This window comes from Streptomyces sp. NPDC102462 (assembly GCF_044765425.1).
In the GTDB taxonomy this organism is placed as follows: Bacteria; Actinomycetota; Actinomycetes; order Streptomycetales; family Streptomycetaceae; genus Streptomyces.
Map to the genome: position 1 here is coordinate 409,883 of NZ_JBIWKB010000001.1, position 22,414 is coordinate 432,296.

15 protein-coding genes and 1 pseudogene are annotated in these 22,414 nt (G+C 72.6%); 11 read left to right on the plus strand and 5 right to left on the minus strand.

Annotation, left to right across the window (positions count from 1 at the left end; all coding sequences use genetic code 11):
• Positions 1-135: 135 nt before the first annotated feature.
• Positions 136-1,640: pseudogene (locus ACIRFL_RS01705) on the minus strand (amidohydrolase).
• A gap of 444 nt (positions 1,641-2,084) precedes the next feature.
• Between ACIRFL_RS01705 and ACIRFL_RS01710 the strand changes: the two are divergent.
• Complete coding sequence (locus ACIRFL_RS01710) at positions 2,085-2,651, plus strand: DUF6529 family protein (RefSeq protein WP_404023034.1); 567 nt, start codon at positions 2,085-2,087, stop codon at positions 2,649-2,651.
• Positions 2,652-2,697: 46 nt separating this feature from the next.
• Here the strand turns inward: ACIRFL_RS01710 and ACIRFL_RS01715 are convergent, their stop codons facing one another.
• Complete coding sequence (locus ACIRFL_RS01715; RefSeq protein WP_404023036.1) at positions 2,698-5,655, minus strand: aminotransferase; 2,958 nt, start codon at positions 5,653-5,655, stop codon at positions 2,698-2,700.
• A 144-nt stretch (positions 5,656-5,799) separates the two neighbouring features.
• The gene (locus ACIRFL_RS01720; protein ID WP_404023038.1) at positions 5,800-6,435 is read right to left on the minus strand and encodes an AAA family ATPase; all 636 of its coding nucleotides are present in this window, start codon (positions 6,433-6,435) and stop codon (positions 5,800-5,802) included.
• 198 nt (positions 6,436-6,633) lie between these two features.
• Here ACIRFL_RS01720 and ACIRFL_RS01725 point away from each other — a divergent pair, with 198 nt between their 5' ends.
• From ACIRFL_RS01725 to ACIRFL_RS01745, 5 genes are all read left to right on the plus strand, one after another.
• A complete protein-coding gene (locus tag ACIRFL_RS01725) occupies positions 6,634-8,331 on the plus strand; it encodes a protein kinase (RefSeq protein WP_404023039.1) in 1,698 nt (565 codons plus the stop codon).
• Positions 8,332-8,429: 98 nt separating this feature from the next.
• A complete protein-coding gene (locus ACIRFL_RS01730) occupies positions 8,430-8,870 on the plus strand; it encodes an XRE family transcriptional regulator (RefSeq protein WP_404023040.1) in 441 nt (146 codons plus the stop codon).
• A gap of 97 nt (positions 8,871-8,967) precedes the next feature.
• Entirely contained in the window at positions 8,968-9,483 is a 516-nt protein-coding gene (locus ACIRFL_RS01735) for a ParH-like protein (RefSeq protein WP_404023042.1), read from the plus strand.
• Positions 9,480-10,700, plus strand: a complete 1,221-nt coding sequence (locus ACIRFL_RS01740) for an MAB_1171c family putative transporter (protein WP_404023043.1) — start codon at positions 9,480-9,482, stop codon at positions 10,698-10,700. Before ACIRFL_RS01735 ends, ACIRFL_RS01740 begins: the two co-directional genes overlap by 4 nt.
• A 147-nt stretch (positions 10,701-10,847) precedes the next feature.
• Complete coding sequence (locus tag ACIRFL_RS01745) at positions 10,848-11,465, plus strand: TOPRIM nucleotidyl transferase/hydrolase domain-containing protein (RefSeq protein WP_404023045.1); 618 nt, start codon at positions 10,848-10,850, stop codon at positions 11,463-11,465.
• A 97-nt stretch (positions 11,466-11,562) separates the two neighbouring features.
• On the opposite strand, the gene ACIRFL_RS01750 is transcribed toward ACIRFL_RS01745, so the two are convergent.
• Complete coding sequence (locus ACIRFL_RS01750; RefSeq protein WP_404023046.1) at positions 11,563-12,450, minus strand: helix-turn-helix transcriptional regulator; 888 nt, start codon at positions 12,448-12,450, stop codon at positions 11,563-11,565.
• A gap of 267 nt (positions 12,451-12,717) precedes the next feature.
• Between ACIRFL_RS01750 and ACIRFL_RS01755 the strand changes: the two genes are divergently transcribed.
• Positions 12,718-13,734, plus strand: coding sequence for a zinc-dependent alcohol dehydrogenase family protein (locus ACIRFL_RS01755; RefSeq protein WP_404023047.1), 1,017 nt, complete (start codon positions 12,718-12,720; stop codon positions 13,732-13,734).
• A gap of 39 nt (positions 13,735-13,773) precedes the next feature.
• Here the strand turns inward: ACIRFL_RS01755 and ACIRFL_RS01760 are convergent, their stop codons facing one another.
• Entirely contained in the window at positions 13,774-15,753 is a 1,980-nt protein-coding gene (locus tag ACIRFL_RS01760) for a helix-turn-helix domain-containing protein (RefSeq protein WP_404023048.1), read from the minus strand.
• Between the two features lie 219 nt (positions 15,754-15,972).
• On the opposite strand from ACIRFL_RS01760, the gene ACIRFL_RS01765 reads away from it, so the two are divergent.
• The 4 genes from ACIRFL_RS01765 to ACIRFL_RS01780 all read left to right on the plus strand — a co-directional run bounded on the left by ACIRFL_RS01765 (position 15,973) and on the right by ACIRFL_RS01780 (position 22,392).
• A complete protein-coding gene (locus ACIRFL_RS01765) occupies positions 15,973-16,491 on the plus strand; it encodes an ATP-binding protein (protein ID WP_404023049.1) in 519 nt (172 codons plus the stop codon).
• A 321-nt stretch (positions 16,492-16,812) separates the two neighbouring features.
• Positions 16,813-18,087 carry a hydroxymethylglutaryl-CoA reductase, degradative gene (locus ACIRFL_RS01770; protein ID WP_404023051.1) on the plus strand — a complete coding sequence of 425 codons (1,275 nt, stop codon included), beginning with the start codon at positions 16,813-16,815 and terminating at the stop codon, positions 18,085-18,087.
• A gap of 50 nt (positions 18,088-18,137) precedes the next feature.
• A complete protein-coding gene (locus ACIRFL_RS01775) occupies positions 18,138-20,195 on the plus strand; it encodes a hydantoinase/oxoprolinase family protein (RefSeq protein WP_404023052.1) in 2,058 nt (685 codons plus the stop codon).
• A 40-nt stretch (positions 20,196-20,235) separates the two neighbouring features.
• On the plus strand, positions 20,236-22,392 hold the full coding sequence (locus ACIRFL_RS01780) for a hydantoinase B/oxoprolinase family protein (RefSeq protein WP_404023053.1): 2,157 nt from the start codon (positions 20,236-20,238) through the stop codon (positions 22,390-22,392).
• Positions 22,393-22,414: the final 22 nt, after the last annotated feature.

The following is a 22,414-nucleotide window of genomic DNA, read 5'->3' on the forward strand; positions in this document are numbered from 1 at the left end:
GGCCGGCGCCGAACACCGCCGGCACCCGGTCCGCGGCGGTCACCGCCCCGCAGCCGGTGACGGCGGCATAGCGGGAGCGGACAGGGGCACAGGGGCGTCCGCGCGTCGCGTGGTGTCGCGCCACAGGGCGTGCCGTCAGGCGGGCCCGTGGGTCCAGCGCCCGCCCAGCAGGGTGGCGTGCACCGGCATCGTGCGGAGCGTGCGCGCGTCGGCGTCGATGGGGTCCGCGTCGACGACGACCAGATCCGCCGGATCGCCGACCCGGATCACAAAGCGGCCGAGTGCCGACGCGGTGAGCGCCGCCCGCACCGGCACCCGCTGCTCCGGATGCCACGCCGGCCGGCCGTCGTCGCTACGGTGCACCGCCGCCGCTATGCCCGTCCATGGGTCGAGTGGTGAGACGGGCGCGTCCGAGCCGAACTCCAGGGTGGCTCCGGCCGCCAGCAGATCGGCGTAGGGGTAGGCGCGCCCGGTGCGTCCCGCCCAGTGCCGGTCCGCCACGTCGCGGTCGTCGGGCGCGTGCGCCGGCTGCACCCCCACCGTGACGCCCAGCTCCGCGAACCGGGGTATGTCGGTGGCCGTCAGCAACTGCGCGTGCTCGATCCGGCCCCGGCCACCCACGGCCGCGAACGCGTCCAGTGCGAGTGTGTTGGCGCGGTCGCCGATCGCATGCACCGCGGGCTCGATGCCGTGCGCCAAGGCCCACCGCATCAGCTGTACCAGTTCCTCGTACGACGTCTCCTCGATGCCGTACGCCTGCGCACTGCCCTCTAGGGGTCGCAGCACAGGGCGGTACGGGTGTTGAGGGAGCCGTCCGTGAACAGCTTGAGCGGGCCGACCCGCACCAGCCCGCCGGTCCCGGGCAGCGGGTCGCCCGTGCGCAACCCGCGCGAGACGACCGCCTCCAGGTGCCGCGGATACAGGGCCGCCCGCACCCGCAGATCGAGCGGTGCGTGCGCGGCGCGGCGGCTCCAGTCGGCGACGTTGTCGGAGAAGTGGAAGTCGATGATCCCGGTGACCCCGCGCGCCGCCGCGTCCCGGCAGGCCTGTGCGACCCAGCGGTCGAGGACGTCGGCGGGCACCTCGGGCAGCGCGCGCATCGCCTCGAAGCACTCGTGCTCGCGCAGCACGCCCGTCGGATGGTCACCCCGTCCGATCAGCGCGAGACCCGCCGAGTTCAGCCAGGCCGCATGCAGGTCGGCGCTGATCAGTGCCACCGGCCGGTCCGGGCAGACCGCGTCGAGCAGTGCCTTGTCGGGCACGTCCGGCCACAGCCCGTCCCGGAACCCCTGCCCCGTCAGCACCTCACCCGAGGCCAGATCCCCGGCGTACGGCCGCAACGCCTCGGCCACCGCTCGCGCCGACTGAAGGCCGGACAGGCCCACGCGCCGCCCGTTGCCGGCCCATTGGGCCATGTGCACATGTGCGTCCCACAGCCCCGGGAGCACGGTCCGTCCGTCCAGGTCGAGCGCGGGACCGTCGAGGTCGTCCGCGGCCGAGACGACGACGATCCGGCCGCCTGCGATCCGCAGCGCGCACACCGGGCCGCGCGGTCCCAGCCGCACACCGGTCAGCGTCAGACCGGCGTCGGCGGAACCGGAGGAGTTGGTGGTGGGGGACAGCCCGTCGAGGCTCGTCATCGCGACTCCCGTCGTGAGGTCCTGATCCTGGAGGGAGGCTACGCGGCGGTTGCCCCCCTGTCGTCATCCGCCGGAACGCCGACCTGCTCCACGAAGCGGACGAGCGCGAGCAGGTCAACTGCCCGTCGTTCCAGCTCCGTTGCCCCCGCACCCTTCCCTCCACCACGGCACCACGCCTCCGGCCGGGACGGGCCGCGCCCGTGGCCGAGCGGACCGTGGCGCTCTCGTGAGCCGTCCGGCCCAACCGTGCTCCCCGTTCGGGTGTCTGCCCGCGGGCCGGCCCGAGCCCGCGGGGACGCTTCCTACGCAGTGGCGACGCCCGCCCGCGACGACTGGAGCACCCGTTGGAGACCCTCGCCTCGCGACCACCCCGACCGACCCGCGTCCCCTGGTGTGCCGTCCGGCTCCAGGGCGGCGGGCCCGAGAACGGGAACGGCTGATCACATGGACGGCGTCGCTCGCCCTGCCCAGCGCCGATGGCTCCACGGCGCCTTGTGGATGCTCCTGCCGGTGGCGGTGACGGCCGGCCTGTACTGGTTCGGCCGGGCACACATTCCCGACTACCAAAGCAGTCTCTTCGGGCAGCGCGGTTACGACGCCCGAGGGCTCAAGGCCCGGCTCGGCTCGGCGCTCCTGTGCCTGGCGCTGATCCAGCTGTTCCTCGCCCTGTGGATGTACGGCGTCCTGCCCGCGCTGCGCACCGCATCACACCGGGTGCACACCACGCACCGCGTCATCGGCCTGACCGCCTTCCTCCTCTCCCTGCCGATCGCCTGGCACTGCATCACCGCCTACGGCGTCCGGCTGACCAGCACCCGCGTGGCAGTGCACTCGCTCACCGGCTGCTTCCTCTACGGGGCCTTCGTCGCCAAAGTCGTCGTGGTCCGCCACCGCGGCTGGCCCGGCTGGGCGCTTCCGCTGGCCGGCGGCGTCCTCGTCACCACGATCGCCCTGCTCTGGTACGCCGCCGCCTTCTGGTACCTGAACGGCTTTCGCGCCCCCGGCCTGTGACCTCACGCGACGGCAGGACCAAAGCGGCGGGGAAGTGTCCGAGGTGTCAGCGGGAGTGGCCGAGTTGGGCGAGGGCGCGGTCCAGCATGTCGGCGAAGAAGTCCACCGCGGCGTCGTCGATGCACAACGGCGGCTTGATCTTCAGGATGTTCAGGTGGTCGCCGGTCGGCTGGACCACCACGCCGAGGTCGAGCATGCGGTCGCAGAGTTCGGCGGTCTCCTCCGTGGCGGGTTCCAGACCGGCTCGGTCCCGGACGAGTTCGAGCCCGAGGTAGAGGCCCGAGCCGTGGACGGCGCCGATGATGCCGTAGCGGTCGGCCAGTGCATCGAGCCGGCTCTTCAGACGGCCGCCGACGCGCACCGCGTTGCCTTGCAGGTCCTCGTCGCGCAGGGTGTCCAGGACGGTGAGGCCGACGACGCTGGAGACGGGGCTGCCACCGGTGGAGGAGAAGAAGTAGCCCTGGTCGCGGTACCGGTCGGCGATCGACGCGGACGTGATGACGGCGCCGAGGGGATGGCCGTTGCCCATGGCCTTGGCCACACAGACGATGTCCGGGACGACCTGCTGCTGCTCGAAGCCCCAGAACCAGTGGCCCAGACGGCCGTAGCCCACCTGGACCTCATCGGCGACGGCCAGGCCACCGTGCCGGCGTACCGCCGCGTACAACTCGGCGAGATAGCCGTCGGGCAGGGCGATCCCACCGGCGTTGCCGTAGAAGGTCTCACCGATGAAGGCTCCCGCCGGGCGGCCGGAGGCGGCCAGCTCGTCGATCACCGCGACGGCCTCGGGCGCGTAGCGCACCGCGTCCGGCCCGCGGTGCCGGCCGCGATAGGAATTGGGCGAGTCCACGGTGTGCACCCAGCTCGGACGGGTGGCCAGGGCGTTCGGGTTGTCCTGGAGCGAGGTGGAGACCGCGTCGGAGGCGTAGGTCCAGCCGTGGTACGCCTCGCGCAGCGCGACGACGTCGTGCTGTCCCGAGGCGCCGATGGCCAGCCGCAGGCCCAGATCCACTGCCTCGGAACCGGAGTTGACCAGGAACACCGTGTCCAGTGGCTCGGGCAGCAGGGCGGCGAGGCGTTCGGTGAACTCCACCACCGAGGCGTAGTGGAACCGCGAATTGGTGTTGAGCCGCCGCAGCTGCCGGGAAACCGCCTGCTCGACGCGGGGGTGGGCGTGGCCCAGCGGGGTGACGTTGTTGACGATGTCGAGGTAGGAGCGGCCGTCGGTGGACAGCAGATGGTGGCGCCAGCCACGCTCGATGCGGGGAGGCTCGGCGTAGTAGTGCTCCTGCACGGTCGCGAACACGGCGTCACGTCGGTCGAGCAGATCTCCGTCCTCTGCGCGGCCGGCGGCGGGCAGACCGAGGAGCGGGGCGGGGTCCGCGGTGAGCGCGAGCCAGCCGGCGGCGTACTCGGGGCGTACGAAGGCAGGGACGGCGGGGCCGTCGGCGTCGCGCAGCGCGAGTTGCAGTGCGGCTCCGGAGGGCAGGCGGGCGAGATCCTGGCCCGCCCGGACCGTCGAGCCCGCGGCGACCACCGGGTCGACCGTGCTGGGGAAGGACAGCGTCAGCACCCGCGGGCCGTAGCCGAACTCCACACGGCCCGGTGCCGCCGCGAGGACCTTCCCCGCGCCGGGGGCCTGCGCCACGACGGGCCGGCCGAGCCACAGGTCGATGCCGGTCGGCACCGTGGCGGCGGAACGGGCCGACAGCGCCGGAGCCTGGGCGAGCCGTGGCTGCCCGTACCGGGTGGCCACCGCGGCTGCTCCGTCCGCGAGCGCGGCGGCCGACAGCCGGTCCACGGTGCCGGCTTCGAGCCAGGCTCCGTGGTCCATGGAATCGGCGTCCGTGGACAGGTCGAGCAGGGCGATGGTGCCGGCGTCGAGGCCGCGCAGCAGCAAGTGCGCCGGTGGATCGATGCGGTCGGGCTCGTCCGCCAGGCCGATCGCGTCCTGGACGAGGCGGACCATCACCGCGAGCGGCAGCCGGGTGGCCTGCTCGAATATGCGCCACTCGCGGTCGAGTGCGGCCTTGGCGTAGGCATTGTCCTCGTCGACGGCGGCCTGGTGGCGCCCGCTGGCGACCAGGCCGGCGGCGCGCAGGACCACCAGCGGCCACAACGCCTCCGCCTCCGCGGGCGCGAGCGGCCTCACGGCGTGGAAGGCCCGGACGGCGGGCAGCACATGACGGGGCTCCATGCCGTCGTGGTGGAGCATCGAGGAGAGCGTCACGGCGAGTTCGCCGACCGCCCAGCTCCAGGTCAGGTCACCGAAGTCGATGACTCCGTCGGGCGTGGGCAGGTGGCCCTCGGCAGAGCGGATCAGATTGTCGTCGGTGAGGTCGAGGTGCACGGCCTGCGACGGCAGCACGGCGGCGAGCTTGTGGACCCGCGCCCAGGCGTCGGCGGTCGCGGACCGGACGGCGGCGCGCCGGTCGGGTTCGGTGATGTGTTCCGCGAGCTGTGCGACGACGCGGTCGGCGTGCCGCAGGTCCCACTGGAGGACGCGCTTGAGGCCCGGATGGCGGAAGTCGCGCAGGGCGGTGCTGATCTTCGCGCCGATCGTGCCCATGGCCGCCACCGTGCTCGGCGACAGGTGCCGGGGTCCGGAGAGCGCTCCGCCGGGCAGGTGCCGCAGGAGCCGCGCGATGGCCGGCCCGCCCGCGGTGTCCACCGTCGTGCGCTGCGGGGAGCCGTCGGGGCGGCGCAGGACGGTGGCGATGCGCAGCTGAGGGTGGGCCGCGGCGATCAGGTCGGCGGCGGTGTCCTGGGCGTCGATCTCCGCAGCGCTGAAGGCGGGGTTGGCGATCTTCAAAACGGCCAGGGGTGTCCCGTCGTCGGCGCGCAGCAGGAAGTTGGCGTCCTGCTGGCTGCCCAGCGTCTGAGCACGCACGTCGACGCCGAGGTGCTGGGCGCCCAGGTGCGCCGCCTGGGCCGGCGTCACCTGGGGTGCGGGCAGAGCACCTTGGGCGAAGAAGTCGATGGTGTGGAACTCGTCGTGCAGCATGCGGGATCCCTCGGCTGGTGGCGGGTGTGCGTATTCCGCGAGCCATGTAGTTGTTTCCAGCACAATGGCCGATCGGAGCGCACGAATCAACTGCGCCGACGACGGAATCGGGCGAACATCCGGGCGGCTGCGACACAGTGTGGATCAACGGTGACTTTCGGTGGCCGCGTCGCGAGTCGAGGCCCGGGCGAAGTCGGCGATGCCGGGCAGGCCCGGCCGATAGCCGTCGGAGGTGTCCACGGTCAGCGTGGGGACGTCCAGGGAGATCGGCACGAAGGAATCGGGGGAGCGTGTCCCGGCGGCGATCGCTTGGAGCAGTTCGTGGTCGGCGTGGGCGGCCCGGTGCGGATCGTCCTGGATGCGCTGGACGATCCGGTCATGGGCGACGGTGGCCGCGGTGGTGCACAGGACGACACGGAGGTCGGCGAGGGCGGTGAGCGGTTCCAGGTTCGGCCGCCACAGCCGGTCCTGGAAGGCCGCCTCGGCGACGAGCGTGACCCCGGCCTCCAGGAGCAGCTTCAGCGCGCCGAAGAAGGCTTCGAGGGTCGGGTGGTTGAGGGGATCGTCGCCGCCGCCGCGGTAGCCGGGGGTGGACAGGACCATGCCTTGCTTGATCTCGTCACGGATGACCGCGGGGCAGCCGAGAGCGCGTGCGAGGCGGCGGGCGAGCGTGGTCTTCCCCGTTCCGGGACTGCCGCTCACGACCACCAGGGTCGGCGTGCGCAGCGGGTGTTCCCGCGGTGCGGCATGGGTGATGTCCCGTCCGTCATGTCGTCCCATCGCTCCAGGATGGAGGAGGCGCGGCGCTCCTCGCGAACCGGCGGCGCCGTGGACCGCCGGTCGTCCACTCCCCAGGACATGAACTGATATGAATGCGTCACATGGTGGGGTAAGCTGAGGCGAACTTGCGGGGGGTCAGATGTGCTTGGGCGCAGTGGTCCGCCCTGCCGTGTCCACGAGTACCGCCCGGAGAAGTCCATGAAGCCTCTGGACCCTCAGGATCCGCCGGCCATCGGCGGCTACCCGCTGCTGGCGAGGCTCGGAGCCGGCGGCATGGGGCAGGTCTTCCTTTCCCGTACGGCGTCCGGACGGCCGCTCGCGCTGAAGACGGTGCGGGCCGAGTTCGGTGTGGACCCGGCCTTCGAGGAGCGGTTCGCCCGCGAGATAGCCAACAGCGACCAGGTGCGTTCGCCGTGGACGGTGGCGGTCGTCGACTACAGCCCCGCGGGCCGGCGGCCCCAGTGGCTGGCCACGGAGTACATGGCCGCGCCTTCCCTCGCCGAATGGGTGGAACGGCACGGACCGCTGCCCGAGCCCGTCGTCCGGGCCCTGGCGGCGGAACTCGCCGAGGGACTGCGGGCGGTGCACCGGGCGGGTCTCGCCCATCGCGACGTGAAGCCGTCCAACGTGCTGCTCGCCCGCCGTCACCCGCTGCTGATCGATTTCGGCATCGCCCGGGCCGCCGACGACACCAGGCACACGCGGACCGGCTCAGTCATCGGCTCGCCCGGATTCATGGCCCCGGAGCAGGCGGCCGGCGGGGTCTCGGCCGGGCCCGGCGACATCTTCGCGCTGGGCGCGGTGCTGGTGTACGCGGCCACCGGTTCGGGTCCCTTCCTGCGGCCCGGCGAGGAGCCGTCGGCGGCACAGCTGCTGTACCGGATCGTGTACGAGGAGCCGGCGCTGGACGGTGTGCCGGCGGCGCTCGTGCCGCTGCTGGCCGCTTGCCTGCACAAGTCGCCCGAGGCCAGGCCCACCGCGCAGGCGCCGCTGGAACGGCTGGGCGCGGGGCGGGACGGCTGGACCACGGCATTGCCCGCGACCCTCGCCGCGGAGATCGCCGCACGGGAGGCCGAGCTGCGGCACCTGATGGAAGGGCACGCTTCCGCGCCGGCGCCGCAACACCCGGCGGCGACAGCCGGATTCGGGCCGACGAGGGGTTTCGGGCCGCCGACAGGGTTCGGGCCCCCTACCGGTTTCGGCGAGGCCGGGGCGCGTTTCGGCGAGGCCGGGGTGCCACCCCCGTACGGGACGCCCCTCTCGTACCGTCCGCCGACCGCGTACGCCTCCCACCCGGGGCCACCGGCCCTGACCGATCCGCGCCCCGCGCCCACCACCGGCCCGCGCCGGGCGCGGCGCGGCACGGTGCTCGCGGTCGCAGGCGTCGTCGCGGTCGGGGTCGCCGTCGCCGCCCTCATGTGGCCGGGCAACACCCGCGACGACTCGGACGACAAACATGACTCCTCTCCGTCGCCGTCCCGCCGCACCGCGACGGACGCCCTGCCCGCCTCCTGGACCGGCATCTGGAAGGGCGCCGGTCCCGGCAGCAGCTCCGGCGACGGTGTGGTCAACTCCCGCACGACCCAGGTGTCGGTGACCCTGACCCTGCACACCGCACACCGGGGGGACATCGCGGGCAGACAGGTCAGCCACATCACCGACGCCGGCAGCGGCCGGGACATCGGGTGCACCGAGACACTGCGCCTGACGGAGACCCATGCGACGACGATGGTCTTCGAAGCGGCCACGAGCACTCCCACGGATCCGTCGGCGGGAGTGCTCTGTGTGCGGGGCAACGTCTACACCCTGACGAAGACCGGCGCCGACACCCTGACCCTGGGGGACGAGGGCGGCCAGGCGGCGGGAGCGCCCTCCCGGCTGAACCGCTCGTCCTGACACCGGGCTGACCCCCGCCCCCGGCATCAGCTAGGGTGAAGAACTGGCCGGGCCCCGCTCCACCTGGGCTGGTCCGACGTGCAGAGAGGAGGCTGGACGTGACCGATACCGATCGGTCCTCGCCGACGACTCTCGCGGACAAGATCGACGCGTTGTTCCGCATAGTACGGCGCCCCAACCGCGAGCAGTTCAGCCATGAGGAGGTCGCCCGCGCCTGCCGGGAGGCGACCGGGGAGAGCTTTTCCGCCACCTATATGTGGCAGTTGCGGACGGGCCGCCGGGACAACCCCACCAAACGGCACCTCGAAGCCCTCGCCCAGTTCTTCGACGTGCCGGTCGCCTACTTCTTCGACGACGACCAGGGGGCGGCCATCGCCAAGGAACTGGAACTGCTGGGAGCCCTGCGGGACGCCGGGGTCCGCAGCGTTGCACTGCGCGCGGTGAACCTCTCTCCGGAGGGCGTGAACACGATCAGCGACATGATCGATGTCCTCGCCCGGCGTGAGAGCGCCGCAGGCGGCGACCGGAACGACCGCTGACCTGGACCGGCGGCCACACAGCGACCACGGGGAAGAGGGACAGCCGGTGCGCAGCGGTGGGAACAGCAAGCGTCTGTTGCAACGATGTCGGCGTCTGGTGGACGGTCTCGACCTGCCGACCCCGTTCGACACGGCCGAGTTCATCGGCATGCTGGCACGCACCCGCGGCCGGCCGATCGAGCTGGTACCGGTCGCGGCCCGACCCCACCTGCCGTGCGGGCTGCTCATCACGACCGACCGTGCCGACCGCATCCTCTACCCCGCGGACACCACGCCCCTGCACCAGCAGCACATACAACTGCACGAGGTCGCGCACCTCCTGTGCGGTCACCGCGAGACATCACCCACGGCGGCCTCCGCCGCGCAGGTCCTGCTGCCCCACCTGCCCGCCTCGCTGGTCCAGCGCGTCCTCGGGCGCACCGTCTACACCGAGCCGCAGGAGGAAGAAGCCGAGCTTGTCGCGTCCCTCATCCTGAACCGTGCCGCACAGCGTGCCCGCACGGGCACGGCCCTGCCGTCGCCCGCCGGTCCGGACGAGGCCCGGCTCCGCTCCCTGTTCGGCTCCCCGGAGCACCGGGACGGGGACCGGCCGGCCCGCCGGCGGCGCATGTGACGGACCTGACCGCCTGTCTCGCCGCCCTGGTCTTCCTGGTGTTCGCGGGCCACCGACTCGCGATCAGCCGCCGCGGGAGAACGGATCCCGCCCAGCGTGACGTGGCCGGATTCGCGCTGTGCGCGGGCACGGCGATGCTGCTCAACGCCCCTGCGGTGCTGGGCGTCGTGGACCGCCTCATCCCCTCGCCCGACGGCGAACTCCTGGTCGCCAACCAGCTGAAGGCCGCCGCCGCCGCGTTTCTCTGTCTGGTGGCGCAGGCCCTCGATCCCCAGGGGCCCAGACCGGTGCCGGCACACCGGCGGCGCCGGATCCACGCCGCCGTCCTCGTCCAACTCACCGCGTTCGGCCTGTTCCTCGGCGCGGGCATCACCGAGTCCGGCACGGTGGCCGTGGCCGCGCCCGGCCGCGGCTGGGCACTCGCCGCGTACAACGTGCTGTTCACGGCCTACCTGTGCTGGTGTCTGTACGTCCTCGGACGCGCTCTGATCCGGCAGTCACGGCGCACTCCGCCGGGCTCGCTGCGCACCGGCCTCGCACTGGCCACGCTGGCCACGGCCATCGCCACGGTGTGGGCGCTGTGGGCCCTGGACGACGTCGCGGAGAACGTCACCCGCGGGCGGCAGGGCCTGGACGAGGACCTGATGTCCACGACGCTCGGGATGGTCACCGCGGTCTTCGCCGCCGCGGGCGCCACCGCCACCCTCTGGGGCGAGCGGATCGCCGCCCCGCTGCGATGGCTGCGCGCCCGCCGCACCCACCAACGGCTCGCTCCCTTGTGGTCGGCGCTCTATGCCGAGTTGCCGGAGATCGCGCTGGACCCCGGCGCCGCCGGCCGGCGCCCCGGCCTGCGCCGGGCCGACTTCGCCCTGTACCGCAGGGTCATCGAGATCCGGGACGGCACTCTGGCACTGCGCCCCTACCAGCGGCCCGAGACGGTCGACCGGGCCATGGAGGCGCTGAGCCGTTCGGCACTCACGGGCCCCGACCGGCAGGCCGTGTTCGAGGCCGCGGTCATCGCCGCGGCGCTGGAGGGCAAGCGGGCCGGCACGCCGCCGACCGGCACCCCGGACCAGAAGACCCCGACCCCCACGGTGGTCCTGGAGACCGTCGAGGACGAGGCGGCCTGGCTGGTCCGCGTCACCCGCGCCTTCACCCGCTCCGGGATCGTCGCCGACGTCCGCGACCGCATCCGGTCCCAGGTCACGACGGGCTGAACCGTCCCGCGGAGCGGTCTTGCCGCATCCGGTCCCTCGAAGCCCGGCGTCGACGGACGCCGGCCTGGAGTCCGACCGGTCACCTTCGATCGGTGTACCGGCGGAAATTCCCTCGCGCCGTGGCCGCAACGGGCCCAGACTCGTCCCATGGCAGACATGGGGGCGTTCCGGGACGCGGTCACCGCATGGGCAGCGGGTGGTCCCGGCGACCGCGCGCAGGAGCTGGCCGCGCGGCTGACCGTCCGGGCGACCGTCCTGCTCGAAGGGCCGAGCGACGTCGCGGCGGTCGACGCGCTGGCGGCGAGCCGCGGCCGGGACCTGGCGGCCGAAGGGGTCTGCGTGCTGCCGATCGGCGGCGCGATGAGCGTCGGGCGCTACGCCCCACTGCTCGGTCCTGACGGCCTTGGCCTCCGCCTCACGGGGCTGTGCGACGAGGCGGAGCGCCCCTACTACGCCCGCGGCTTCGAACGGGCCGGTGCGGCACAGCACGGCTTCTTCGTCTGCGCGGCGGACCTGGAGGACGAACTCATCCGCGCGCTGGGCGTGCCACGGGTGGCGGAACTGGTCCGGGCGGAGGGCGACCTGCGTGCCCTGCGGACCTTCCTGCGCCAGCCCGCCCAGCAGGGCCGCGCCCCGCAGCAGCAGTTCCGGCGCTTCCTCGGAACGAAGAAGGGGCGCAAGATCCACTATGGCCGTGTCCTCGTCGAGGCCCTTGATCCCGGCCTCGTCCCGGCTCCCCTCGACGGCCTGCTCTGCGCCCTCTGACCGCCGTCGGTCCCGGCAGGGACGAGAACGGTTGACATCCGACCGACACCGCAGCCCTCGGGGAACGCACCGCTCAAAGCGGCCACGGCGGCCGGCTTCAGCCGGGGGAGTGCTGCGCGGCCGGGCCGGTCTCCTCGGTGGCGGCCAGGGAGGCGAGCAGGCGCAGGCCCTCTTCGCTGGGTGAGCCGGGCTCGGCGGTGTAGACGGTCATGGTGAGTCCGGGTTCGGCGGCCAGGTCCAGAGCCTCGTAGGCGAGGGTGAGGCCGCCGACCGCCGGATGACAGAACCGCTTGGTGCCGGTCCCGTGGCGGCGGACGTTGTGGGCGCCCCAGCGGGCGCGGAAGTCCTTGCTGCGGGTGGACAGCTCCCCGATGAGATCGTGCAGGTCCTTGTCGTGGGGGTCGCGGCCGGCCTCGCGGCGCAAGATGGCCACCGCCATATCCCCGAACAGCTCCCAGTCGGGGTAGAACCGGCGGGAGGCCGGGTCGAGGAAGTTGAAGCGGGCCAGGTTGCCCTGGTTGTCGGAGCAGGCGAAGAGGTCGGTGTAGAAGGCGCGGGCGAGCGGGTTGGCGGCGAGGATGTCCATCCGGCCGTTGGACACGACCGCGGGCCCCGCCGTGATCGCGTCCAGGGTCCACTGCAGGCTGCGGTGCAAGGTCCCGGGCCGGCCGGCCCGGCGCCGTGGGCGGGTGAGCGCGTCGGAACCGTCGGCGGCCCGGGCCAGATGCAGCAGGTGGGCGCGTTCGGCGTCGTCCAGCTGAAGAGCGCGGGCGACGGCTTCGAGGACGGCAGGGGAGACACCGGCGAGGCTGCCCCGCTCCAGCTTCGCGTAGTACTCCACGCTCATGTCGGCCAGCGCGGCGACCTCGCTCCTGCGCAGCCCCGGGACACGGCGCCGGGACCCGGTGGGCAGCCCGGCCCGCTCCGGGGTGATCTTCGCTCGCCGCGAGGTCAGGAACTCGCGGACCTCCTCACGGTTGTCCATACCCCGACCGTACGGCGTGCGGGGCGCGGCAGCGATGTACTGGCAGTACACCCCTCACCGGTGACTCGCTGACCGCCGCGAAAGCCGGTTACCTGGAGAACGGGTACTCCCCGAGCGGCGCAGCCGCCCCGCGCGGAGGGTGCCCGACCGGGCCGTGCGTCGAGGACGACGGCGCCCCTGACCCGGCCTCGGCCCGTACCCGCACCCGGCCGCGGCGGTCCCACCGACCGCCCAAGGCCCACCCTCTTACACGTAAGGACCTCCCTCATGCGCGGAGCAGTGATCCACGCCCCCGGCGATGTGCGCTTCGAGACACTTGACGAGCCAAAGATCGTCAAGCCGACCGATGCCGTGATCCGCACGGCCGTCACCTGTGTGTGCGGCTCCGACCTGTGGCCCTGGCGCGGCCTGGACGCGACCGAAGCGGCGCACCCGATGGGCCATGAGTACGTCGGCTTCGTGGAGGAGGTCGGAGCCGAGGTCACCGCGGTCAGGCCGGGCCAGTTCGTCGTCGGCTCCTTCGCCACCTCGGACAACACCTGCGCCAACTGTCGCAACGGCTTCCAGTCCAGCTGTCTGAACCGCGAGTTCATGAGCACCTGCCAGGCCGAGTACGTGCGCATCCCGAACGCCCAGGGCACCCTGGTCGCCACCGACGAGGTGCCGGCCGAGGAGTTCTGGCCCGGCCTGCTGGCCGTCTCCGACGTGATGGGCACGGGCTGGTACGCCGCGGACGCCGCCGAGGTCGAGCCCGGCTCCACCGCCGTGGTGGTCGGCGACGGAGCGGTCGGGCTGTGCGCGGTGATCGCGGCCAAGGAGAGGGGAGCGGAGCGGATCATCGCGATGAGCCGCCACGAGAGCCGCCGGCGGCTCGCCCTGGAGTTCGGCGCCACCGACATCGTCGCCGAGCGCGGCGAGGAGGGCGTTGCCCGGATCAAGGACCTCACCGACGGGATCGGTGCCGACGCGGTGCTGGAGTGTGTCGGCACCGCCCAGGCCATGCGGCAGGCCCTGCAGGCGGCGCGGCCCGGTGGCAACGTCGGCTTCGTCGGCGTACCCCACGAGGTGGCGATCGACGGCCAGGAACTGTTCTTCTCCCACGTCGGCCTGCGCGGCGGCCCGGCTCCCGTACGCCGCTACCTGCCCGACCTGATCGACCGCGTGCTGACCGGCCGGATCGACCCGGGCAAGGTCTTCGACCTCACACTGCCCCTGGAGCAGGTCGCCGAGGGCTACCGGGCCATGGACGAGCGCCGCGCCATCAAGACCCTCCTCAAGCCCTGAACTCCGGTGACACGCGCGTGAGTCATCGCCGGGCCGATGTCACCCTGGTCGCCGGCGGAGTGGGTGTGACGCGCCCAGAAGGGCTTCCGAGAGGGTGTGCAGGCGCACGGCCACCGAGATACGGAAGAACGTCTCCGGCTCCCGCCATGTGCTGCCGAGCAGTTGGGTGACCCGGTCGAGCCGCTGCAGCACCGTGTTGCTGTGCACGCTCATCAGCCGCGCGGTGCGGGCAGGGCTCGCGTTGCAGTCCACGAAGCTGTGCAACGTGGCGAGCAGGTCGGTTCCCCGCTCGGCGTCCCAGCGCCGGACGGGGCCGATGGTGCGGGCGATGAACTCCCGTACGCTGCTGGGGTCGTGGGCGAACAGGGTGGTGTACGGCAGGTAGGCGTCGGCCGCCACCGCCGCCGCCTCGATGCCGAGGGCGGTCAGCACCCGGCTGCAGTCCCGAGCCGTGGAGAAACGGGCACTGAGCTCGTCCAGGCTCTCCGTGCAGGGCGCGGCCACGGTCAGCACCTCGCCGACACCCGTACCGGCACACACACGGTCGCGGACGGCCGTGGCGGCATGCTGCGGGTCGCTCTCCGCCACGACGAGCGTGACGACGCCGTCCACTTCACCCGCCAGGCCGGACGGCGCGGCCACCGCCTGTGCGGCCCGCAGTGCCGCACGGCGCTGTTCCGGCGCCACCACGGTGATGACGACGGTGCGCAGATCGTCCGGGCGCAGTCTGCGGGCGCGCAGCCGGGCGGGCAGGCTCGCGTGGCGCCGGACATCGGGACTGACCAGGTCGCCGAGAAGTTCACCGCGCACATGGTCCTCGGCGTAGAGCACCGCATCCTGTTTCAGGGTGAGGAGCGCGGTGATCTGCGCGGCGCGCTCGATGGTCCGCTGCTCCACCGCGCCGAGTTCGACCGGGCCGTCACCGATGAGGAGGCCGCCGAGCATCATGTCCCCGGCGAGTACGGCGACCGCGGCATGGAACCCGCCGGTCGGCGGGTGCAGCGCGGTGCAGCGTCCGGAGCGCAGGCTGTCCGCGATCGCCGAGCGGACGGCGGGCGGGTCGATCGCCGAGGCCATGCTCCGGTCGTCGGACGCGGCGAGCACCGCGTAGCTCTCGTCGAGGATGACCACCGGGCGCTCCAGCGCCGCCCCCAGCGTTCGTGCGACATCCGCGGCGCCGCCTCCGCGCAGCACCGCGGCGGTCAGCTCCTCGTGCACCCGGCTGGCGCGTTCCATCGCCTCGACGTGGTCGGCGAGCGCGTCGTAGGCGCGCTGTGTCTCGGCGGCCGCGTCGCGTGCCTGGGTGAGCAGACGAGCCGACTGCAGCACGACGGCCACGTTGTCGGCGAAGGCCGACAGCAGCGAGACCTCTTCCGGGGAAAAGGCGTGCTCGGTGCGATTGGCGGCGAACAGCACGCCGAGGACCCGGCCGCCGGCGATCAACGGGACACCCAGCAGGGAGACAAGGCCCTCGGCGCGGACGGCGCTGTCGATGCTGTCGGCGTGGGGCACGTCGCGCAGCTGCTCGTAGCGGGAGGTCCACTGCGGCGCGCGGGACTCGACGACCTTGCTGGCCAGACCGATGTGGGGCGGCACCCGCAGTTTCTGGAAGGAGGGGGCCACCGCCCCGGCGGTGGAACGGACCCTCAGCTCGCGGGTGGTCTCGTCGAACTCGGACAGGTAGGTGACATCGGTGCCGGCCAGGTCGTGGGCGCGCCGTACCAGCCGGGTGATCAGCAGATCCACGTCGTGCAGTTCGGCGAGTTCCCGTGCGCTGGAGAACAGAGCGGCCAGTTCCCGTCCGCGCCGGTGCGACCGGGCCATCGCGCCCTGGAGCTCACGGACCCGGCGGCCCACCTGGGTGGCCGTGGCGGTGTCGAGATGTTCGGCGAGCAGCAGGTCCGGGACGGCTTCGGGCTCGTCCGGGCGGCCCTTCGCGGCGAGATCGAGCAAGGCCAGGACAGCGCTCACCGAGACGGCGACCTGCGGTGCCGGCTCGGTGTCCCGGGGTACTCCCACACGCACCACCCTGTGTGAATCATCCACTGAGAACCCTGCCCTGTGTGCTCACGATACATGGGCGCCGTCACACGGCGTCCCTAGAGTCTGAGGTGTGACAGCGACGTCATCCCCTGGACATCCGCTGGTCACAGCCCGTACCCCCCGTGCCCGGTTCTCACCCCGGCCGCAGCGCGAACTCCCGGCGTTCCGACGGACCTTTCACCGCAGGACATGATCATGATGGATGAACAGCCACTCAAGCCCGCCCACCGCCGCCGGTACCTCGGCGCCGTGCCCCGGCAGCGCTCCGCCGTGTGCGCCATGGCCGTGGAGACCCGGGCGGTCCCCGCCATGCGGGCCTTCACCCGCGACATGGCGACACAGTGGGGGGCACCCGCGGAGACCGTCGACGCACTGCGTGTGATCGCCACGGAACTGGTCACCAACAGCGTGCTGCACAGCGGAAGCTCCGAGGTGAGCCTGCTGGTGACGGTCGCCGACGCCACGGCGGCCGTCGAGGTCAAGGACATCGGCACCTGGCGGGAACGGTGCCGTGGCGCCGGGCTGCCCGACCAGACGGTGGACGGGCGGGGGCTGCGGCTGGTCCACGCCTTCGCCACGACCTGCCGGGTGGAGCGGAGCCCGCGGGGCACCGCCGTCCGCGCCGAGCTGCGGATTCCGCTTCCCGCTCCGCGAGGACGTCCCCGGGACCTGCCCGATCGCCGGTCGTCGCCGACGGGGGGTGAAACGGCCTGACCGGATCCCCCGGGGACACCCCGGCGACCCCGGCGCCCGTTCGCACTCCGGCGCCATGACACGTCCCCGCTCCGAACGGAGATGCGGGGCCACCTTGCCACCCCCGGCAGCCCGGTACCGCCGGCCCGGAACCGGGCACCGGGGGTTTCCCAGCGCGGCGGAACGCTTCTGCCCGGCGGCCCGACGAACCATGGCCGCGGCACCGGGCGGCCTGTCGACCGCAGGGCCCCGGGCGCCGCGCCGCCGCCCGCCCGTCGCACCGCTCGCCCGCTTTGCCGGGCCTTTCTTCTATGCGGCTCGTCACCGAAAACAGGAGGACCGATGGCAGTCAACAGCAGGCTTTCCGGCATGAAGGACCTGTCGGTCAGCGAGCGCCGCGCCCGCATCGCGCGCAGCGCCGCGGCCGACCCGGAGAGCCTGAAGGTGCTCGACCCCGAGCGCGGCCTCACCCTGGAGCAGGCCGACCACATGGTCGAGAACGCCATCGGTGTCCTCGGCGTCCCGCTGGGCGTGGCCACCAATTTCACCGTCAACGGCCGTGACTATCTGATCCCGATGGCCACCGAGGAGCCCTCAGTGATCGCCGCGGCCGGCAACGCCGCCCGTATCGCCCGGGTCGCCGGCGGATTCGCCACCTCGACCACGCAACCGCTCATGCGGGCGCAGATCCAGATCCTGGACGTCGCCGATCCGCACACCGCCCGGCTGCGGCTGCTCGAAGCACGCGACGAGCTGATCGCGCTGGCCGACGCACAGGACCCTCAGCTGCTGCGGTTCGGCGGCGGCGTCCGGGACGTGGACGTGCACCTGGTCGACGCTCCCGCAGACACCTATGTGGTGCTGCACCTGATCGTGGACGTACGCGACGCGATGGGCGCCAACGCCGTCAACACCATGGCCGAGGCGATCGCCGGGCGGGTCGGGGAGATCGCCCAGGGGCGCACGCTGCTGCGGATCCTCAGCAACAAGGCCGACCTGCGGCTGTGCCGGGCCCGAGCCGTGTTCGACGCCGACGCGCTCGGCGGACCGAAGGTGGTCGACGACATCGTGCACGCCGCCGCCCTGGCCGAGGCCGACCCGTACCGGGCCGCCACCCACAACAAGGGCATCATGAACGGCGTCGTCGCGGTCGTGCTGGCCACCGGCAACGACACCCGCGCCGTCGAAGCGGGTGCCCACTCGCACGCGATCGGCCGGTACGGCAGATACACGTCCCTGTCGCACTTCGAGAAGGACTCCGACGGCAATCTGGTCGGGGCCCTGGAACTGCCGATGGCGGTCGGCCTGGTCGGCGGGGCCACCAAGGTGCACCCGGTCGCACGGGCCGCCGTGGCCCTGCTCGGCGTCACCACGGCCCGCGAACTGGGCGAAGTCATCACCGCCGTCGGGCTGGCCCAGAACCTCGCCGCGATCCGGGCCCTGGCCACCGAGGGCATCCAGCGCGGCCACATGTCGCTGCACGCCCGCAACATCGCCGTCACCGCCGGCGCCACCCCCGAGGAACTGCCGCTCGTGGTCGCCCGGCTGATCACCGACCGGGCCGTACGCGCCGACCACGCCGAAGAAGTCCTCGCCGAGCTGCGCGGCAACGGCTGACGTCGCGCCTTGCCGCCCGCACGTTCATGAGCCAAGGGAGACACTGAGACATGGCACTACACGTTGGTATCGACGTCGGTGGCACCTTCACCGACGCGGTCGCGGTCCTCGACGACCGCACGGTGCGCGGGAAGGCGTTCTCCACGAAGGACGTCACCACCGGCATCCTGGGTGCGCTGGCCGTGCTGCAGGAACGCGCGGGCCTGTCCGAGGAGGAGTTCTACCGGGCCGTCGACCGGTTCGTGCTCGGCAACACGATCGTCACCAACGCGGTCGACGAGCAGAAGTACGCCACGGTGGCCCTCCTGACGACGCAGGGGTTCCGCGACACGATGCGGATCGCCCGGTCGGCGCGGACCGACGAGCGCGACCCGCACAAGATGCTGCCACCTCCCGCCATCGTGGAGCGCGGCCGCATCATCGAGGTCGCCGAACGCGTCGACGCGCACGGCGACGTCCTGGTGCCGCTGCGGGCGGAAGCCGTCGCCGCCGCGGTGGACGCCGCGCTCGCCACGGGCGCGCAGGCCATCGCCGTGTGTCTGCTGTGGTCGTTCCGCAACCCCGCCCACGAGCAGGCCATCGGCCGGTATCTGCAAGAGCACCACCCGGACGTCCCCTTCACCCTCTCCAGCAGCCTGACACCGGTCTACCGCGAGTACGAGCGCATGGTCACCACGGCCCTCGACGCCGCGGTCAAACCACTCGTCGCCTCGCACTTCGACCACCTCGCCGAGGAACTGCGCGCCCGGGGCCTGCGGGCCCGTGTGCAGATCATGCAGGTCCACGGCGGCTTCCTGTCGGTCGAGGAGACGAGCAAGGCGCCGATCTCCATGTTCAACTCCGGGCCGGTCGGCGGCGTCACCGGCGCCCGTCTGCTCGGGCGGCAACTGGGCAGGCGCCGGGTGCTGACCGCCGACATGGGCGGCACCAGCCTGGACGCCGCCGCCATCATGGACGACGAGTTCCGGCTGCTGCCGCGGGCCGAGATCGGCGGACTGCCGACGAGCCTGACCGTCGTCGACATCGAGACGATCGGCGCCGGCGGCGGCAGCGCCGCCTGGGTGGACGGCCGTGGCCTGCTCCGGGTCGGCCCGCACAGCACCGGCTCCACCCCCGGTCCCGCCTGCTACGGCAAGGGCGGGAGCCGCCCGGCCGTCACCGACGCCGCGCTCGTGCTCGGCCTGATCAACCCCGGCTACTACCTCGGCGGGAGTGTCGAGCTGTACGAGGACCTGGCCCGCGAGGCGCTGCGCGAACACGTCGCCGAACCCCTCGGGCTGACCGAGGACGCCGCGGCCGAGGGCGTGTACCGCCTCGCCACCTCCCAGATGGCGAACGCGCTGCGCAAGATCACCGTCAACCGCGGCCATGACCCGCGCGAGTTCACCCTCGTCGGCTTCGGCGGCGCCTGCGGGCTGTTCGCCGCGAGCATCGCCGCCGAGATCGGCGTGAGCGAACTCGTCATCCCCCGCAACGCCGCGGTGTTCTCCGCCTACGGGCTCATGCACGCCGATTCCGTCTTCTCCGCCGTGCGGACCAGCCCCTGGACGATGCAGCAGCCGGCCGCCGACCTGGACCGCGAGTTCCAGGCCCTGGAGCGGCGCGCCCGGGCGTGGTTCGACACCGAGGGCATCCCCGAGGACCGGCGGGAGCTGTACCGGGAGGCCGACATGAAGTTCGTCGGCCAGATCTTCGAGGTCACCACGCGGCTCGGGGGCGGGACCTTCACCGAGGCGGACAAGGACGAACTGCGCGCGCGGTTCATTGCCGACTACGAGAGCGAGTTCGGGGCCGGGACGGCCTGGACCGAGACGGACATCCTGCTGGTCAACTCCCGGGTGCGGGCGATCGGCCGCAGCGACGTCCAGCAGGTACGGCAGGTCGCGGACGCCGACGAGAGCCACGCGCTGCTGCGCCGCAGCATCCTCGAACCGGCGACCGGGGCACGGACCGAGGTGGAGGTGCACCGGGGCTTCGCCGCGTTGGCGCGGGCGAAGGGACCCTGCCTGCTGGAGGAGCCCGACACCACCGTGTACGTGCCCACCGGCGCCACGGTGGAGCTGACCGACGCCGGTCACTTCCTCATCCGACTCGAGTCGACCCACTGAACGCCCGCCCGCACGCCACGGCCGCATCCAGGAGACCCATATGACCGCACCAGCCACCGGCCGGCTTCCCGCCGGGTTCGACCCCGTCACCCTCGAAGTCATCCGCATGCGTCTGGACTCCATCGTGGAGGAGATGGGCATCGCGATGATCCGCTCGTCCGGCTCACCGGTGATCACCGAGGCCGGCGACTTCAACACCGCGCTGTTCGACCCGGCCGGCCGCATCTACGCCTACTCCGACTACGTCCAGTTCCACATCGGCTCCGGCAGCGTCGCCGTGCAGAATCTGGTCAGGGAGATCGAGGGCGAGCCGCTTGCCCCCGGCGACGCCTTCATCTGCAACGATCCGCACACCGCCGGCGCGAGCCACCCGCCGGACACCAATGTGATCTCGCCGATCTTCCACGGTGACGAACTGATCGGCTGGGCGCAGTCCCAGGCCCATCTCGTCGACGTCGGCGGGATGACGCCGGGCGGCTTCGCCCCCGATGCCCACGACTGCTACAGCGAGGCACTTCGGCTCCCGCCGGGAGTGAAGATCTTCGAGAAGGGCGAGCCCGTCGCCTGGGTGCGACGCATCCTGCTCAACAACGTCCGGGTGCCCGCGCTGTTCTGGAACGACGTACGCAGCCTGGTCGCCAGCAACAACACCGGGATCCAACGCCTCCTCGCCACGATCGAGGAGTTCGGGCTCGACGACTTCCGCGCGTACACCCGGCTCAGCTTCGAACTGGCCGAGCAGGTGGTCCGTGACCGTGTCGCGAAGATCCCCGACGGAACGTACGCGGCCGAGGAGTGGACCGAGCACAACGGCCACGAGGACGAGCTGTACCGGGTCGCCTGCACCATGACCAAGCGGGGCGAGCAGATCACGTTCGACTTCACCGGATCCAGCGAGCAGACCGACGGCTTCGTCAACTGCAGCTACGGAGCGCTCGTCGGGAGCGTCGCCACCGCGGTCGTACCCATCCTCGCCTGGGACGTGCCGTTCAACGAGGGCGTGATGACCGCCTTCGAGGTCATCGCCGAGCCGGGCTCCCTCGTCAACCCCACGCCCCCGGCCCCGATCAGCAACGGACACCTGACGACCGGCGCCCGCGTCAGCCGGCTCGTCACCAAGCTGATGAACGACGCCTGCCGGGGCAGCGCCGACGAGACCGTCCGCGGCCGCACCCAGGGCGTGTGGGCCGACTCGTGGACCGGCGGCATCTCGGCCGGCACCTCGGACGACGGCGAGTACTTCGTGCTGTTCAACATGGACGGCGGAGGAATGGGGGCCGGGGCCCAGCCGGACCACGACGGCCTGGACTGCGCCGGGATGATGACCCAGGTCAACAACATGCTCCCGGACGTCGAGATGAACGAGATGCTGTATCCCGTCCTCTACCTGTGGAAGCGGCTCAACACCGCCAGCGCCGGGCACGGGGCCCACCGCGGCGGCCTGGGACTGGAGTTCGCCTGGACGCTGCACGGCGCGCCCGGTGCCCTGCAGACCGTGTTCGCCCCCAGCGCCCAGGTGGTCGCCGACGGATACGGCGGCGGGCTTCCCGGCGGCGGCAGCGGGCACGAGATCCTGCGCCGGTCCAACGTCGCCGCCCTGCTCGCCGCGGGCACGGTGCCCACCGACGACGGCCTCGCCTGCGACGAGCGGGACCTGCTGGCGATCAACCAGTCCTCGGTGCGGGTGGCGGCCGGCGACGTCTTCGTGCAGTGGATCGCCGGGGGCGGCGGGTACGGGGACCCCCTTCTGCGCGATGCGGAACTCGTCGCCAGGGACGTCCGCGACGCGTACATCACCGGCCGCACGGCATCCGCCGTCTACGGGGTGGTGCTCGCCGACGGCGCGGTGGACGCCGCCGCGACGGCACGCGCCCGCGAGGCGATGCGCGCCGCCCGGATCGGCGGCGCGCCGGCCGCGGCGGTCGCCGCCGACGCCCCCGCCGGCGCTTCCGCGCCCCGCCGTGCCGCGGACGGCTGGTACTGCCCGGCCAGCGGCGCCCTCGTCAGCACGAAGGACGACTGGCGGCAGGACGCCGTCGTCACCACCCGCGTGGCCGCCGAACGACTCGGCGAGTACGGCGTCCGCGTGCGTCCCCGTCAGGGCGGGCAGCGTGTCCTCCTCGACGAGTTCTACAGCCCGCGCTGCGGCACCCTGCTCGACGCACGCATCCGGGTCGAAGCCGCGACGGCCGGCTGATTCCACCGCAGTACTCGAAGAA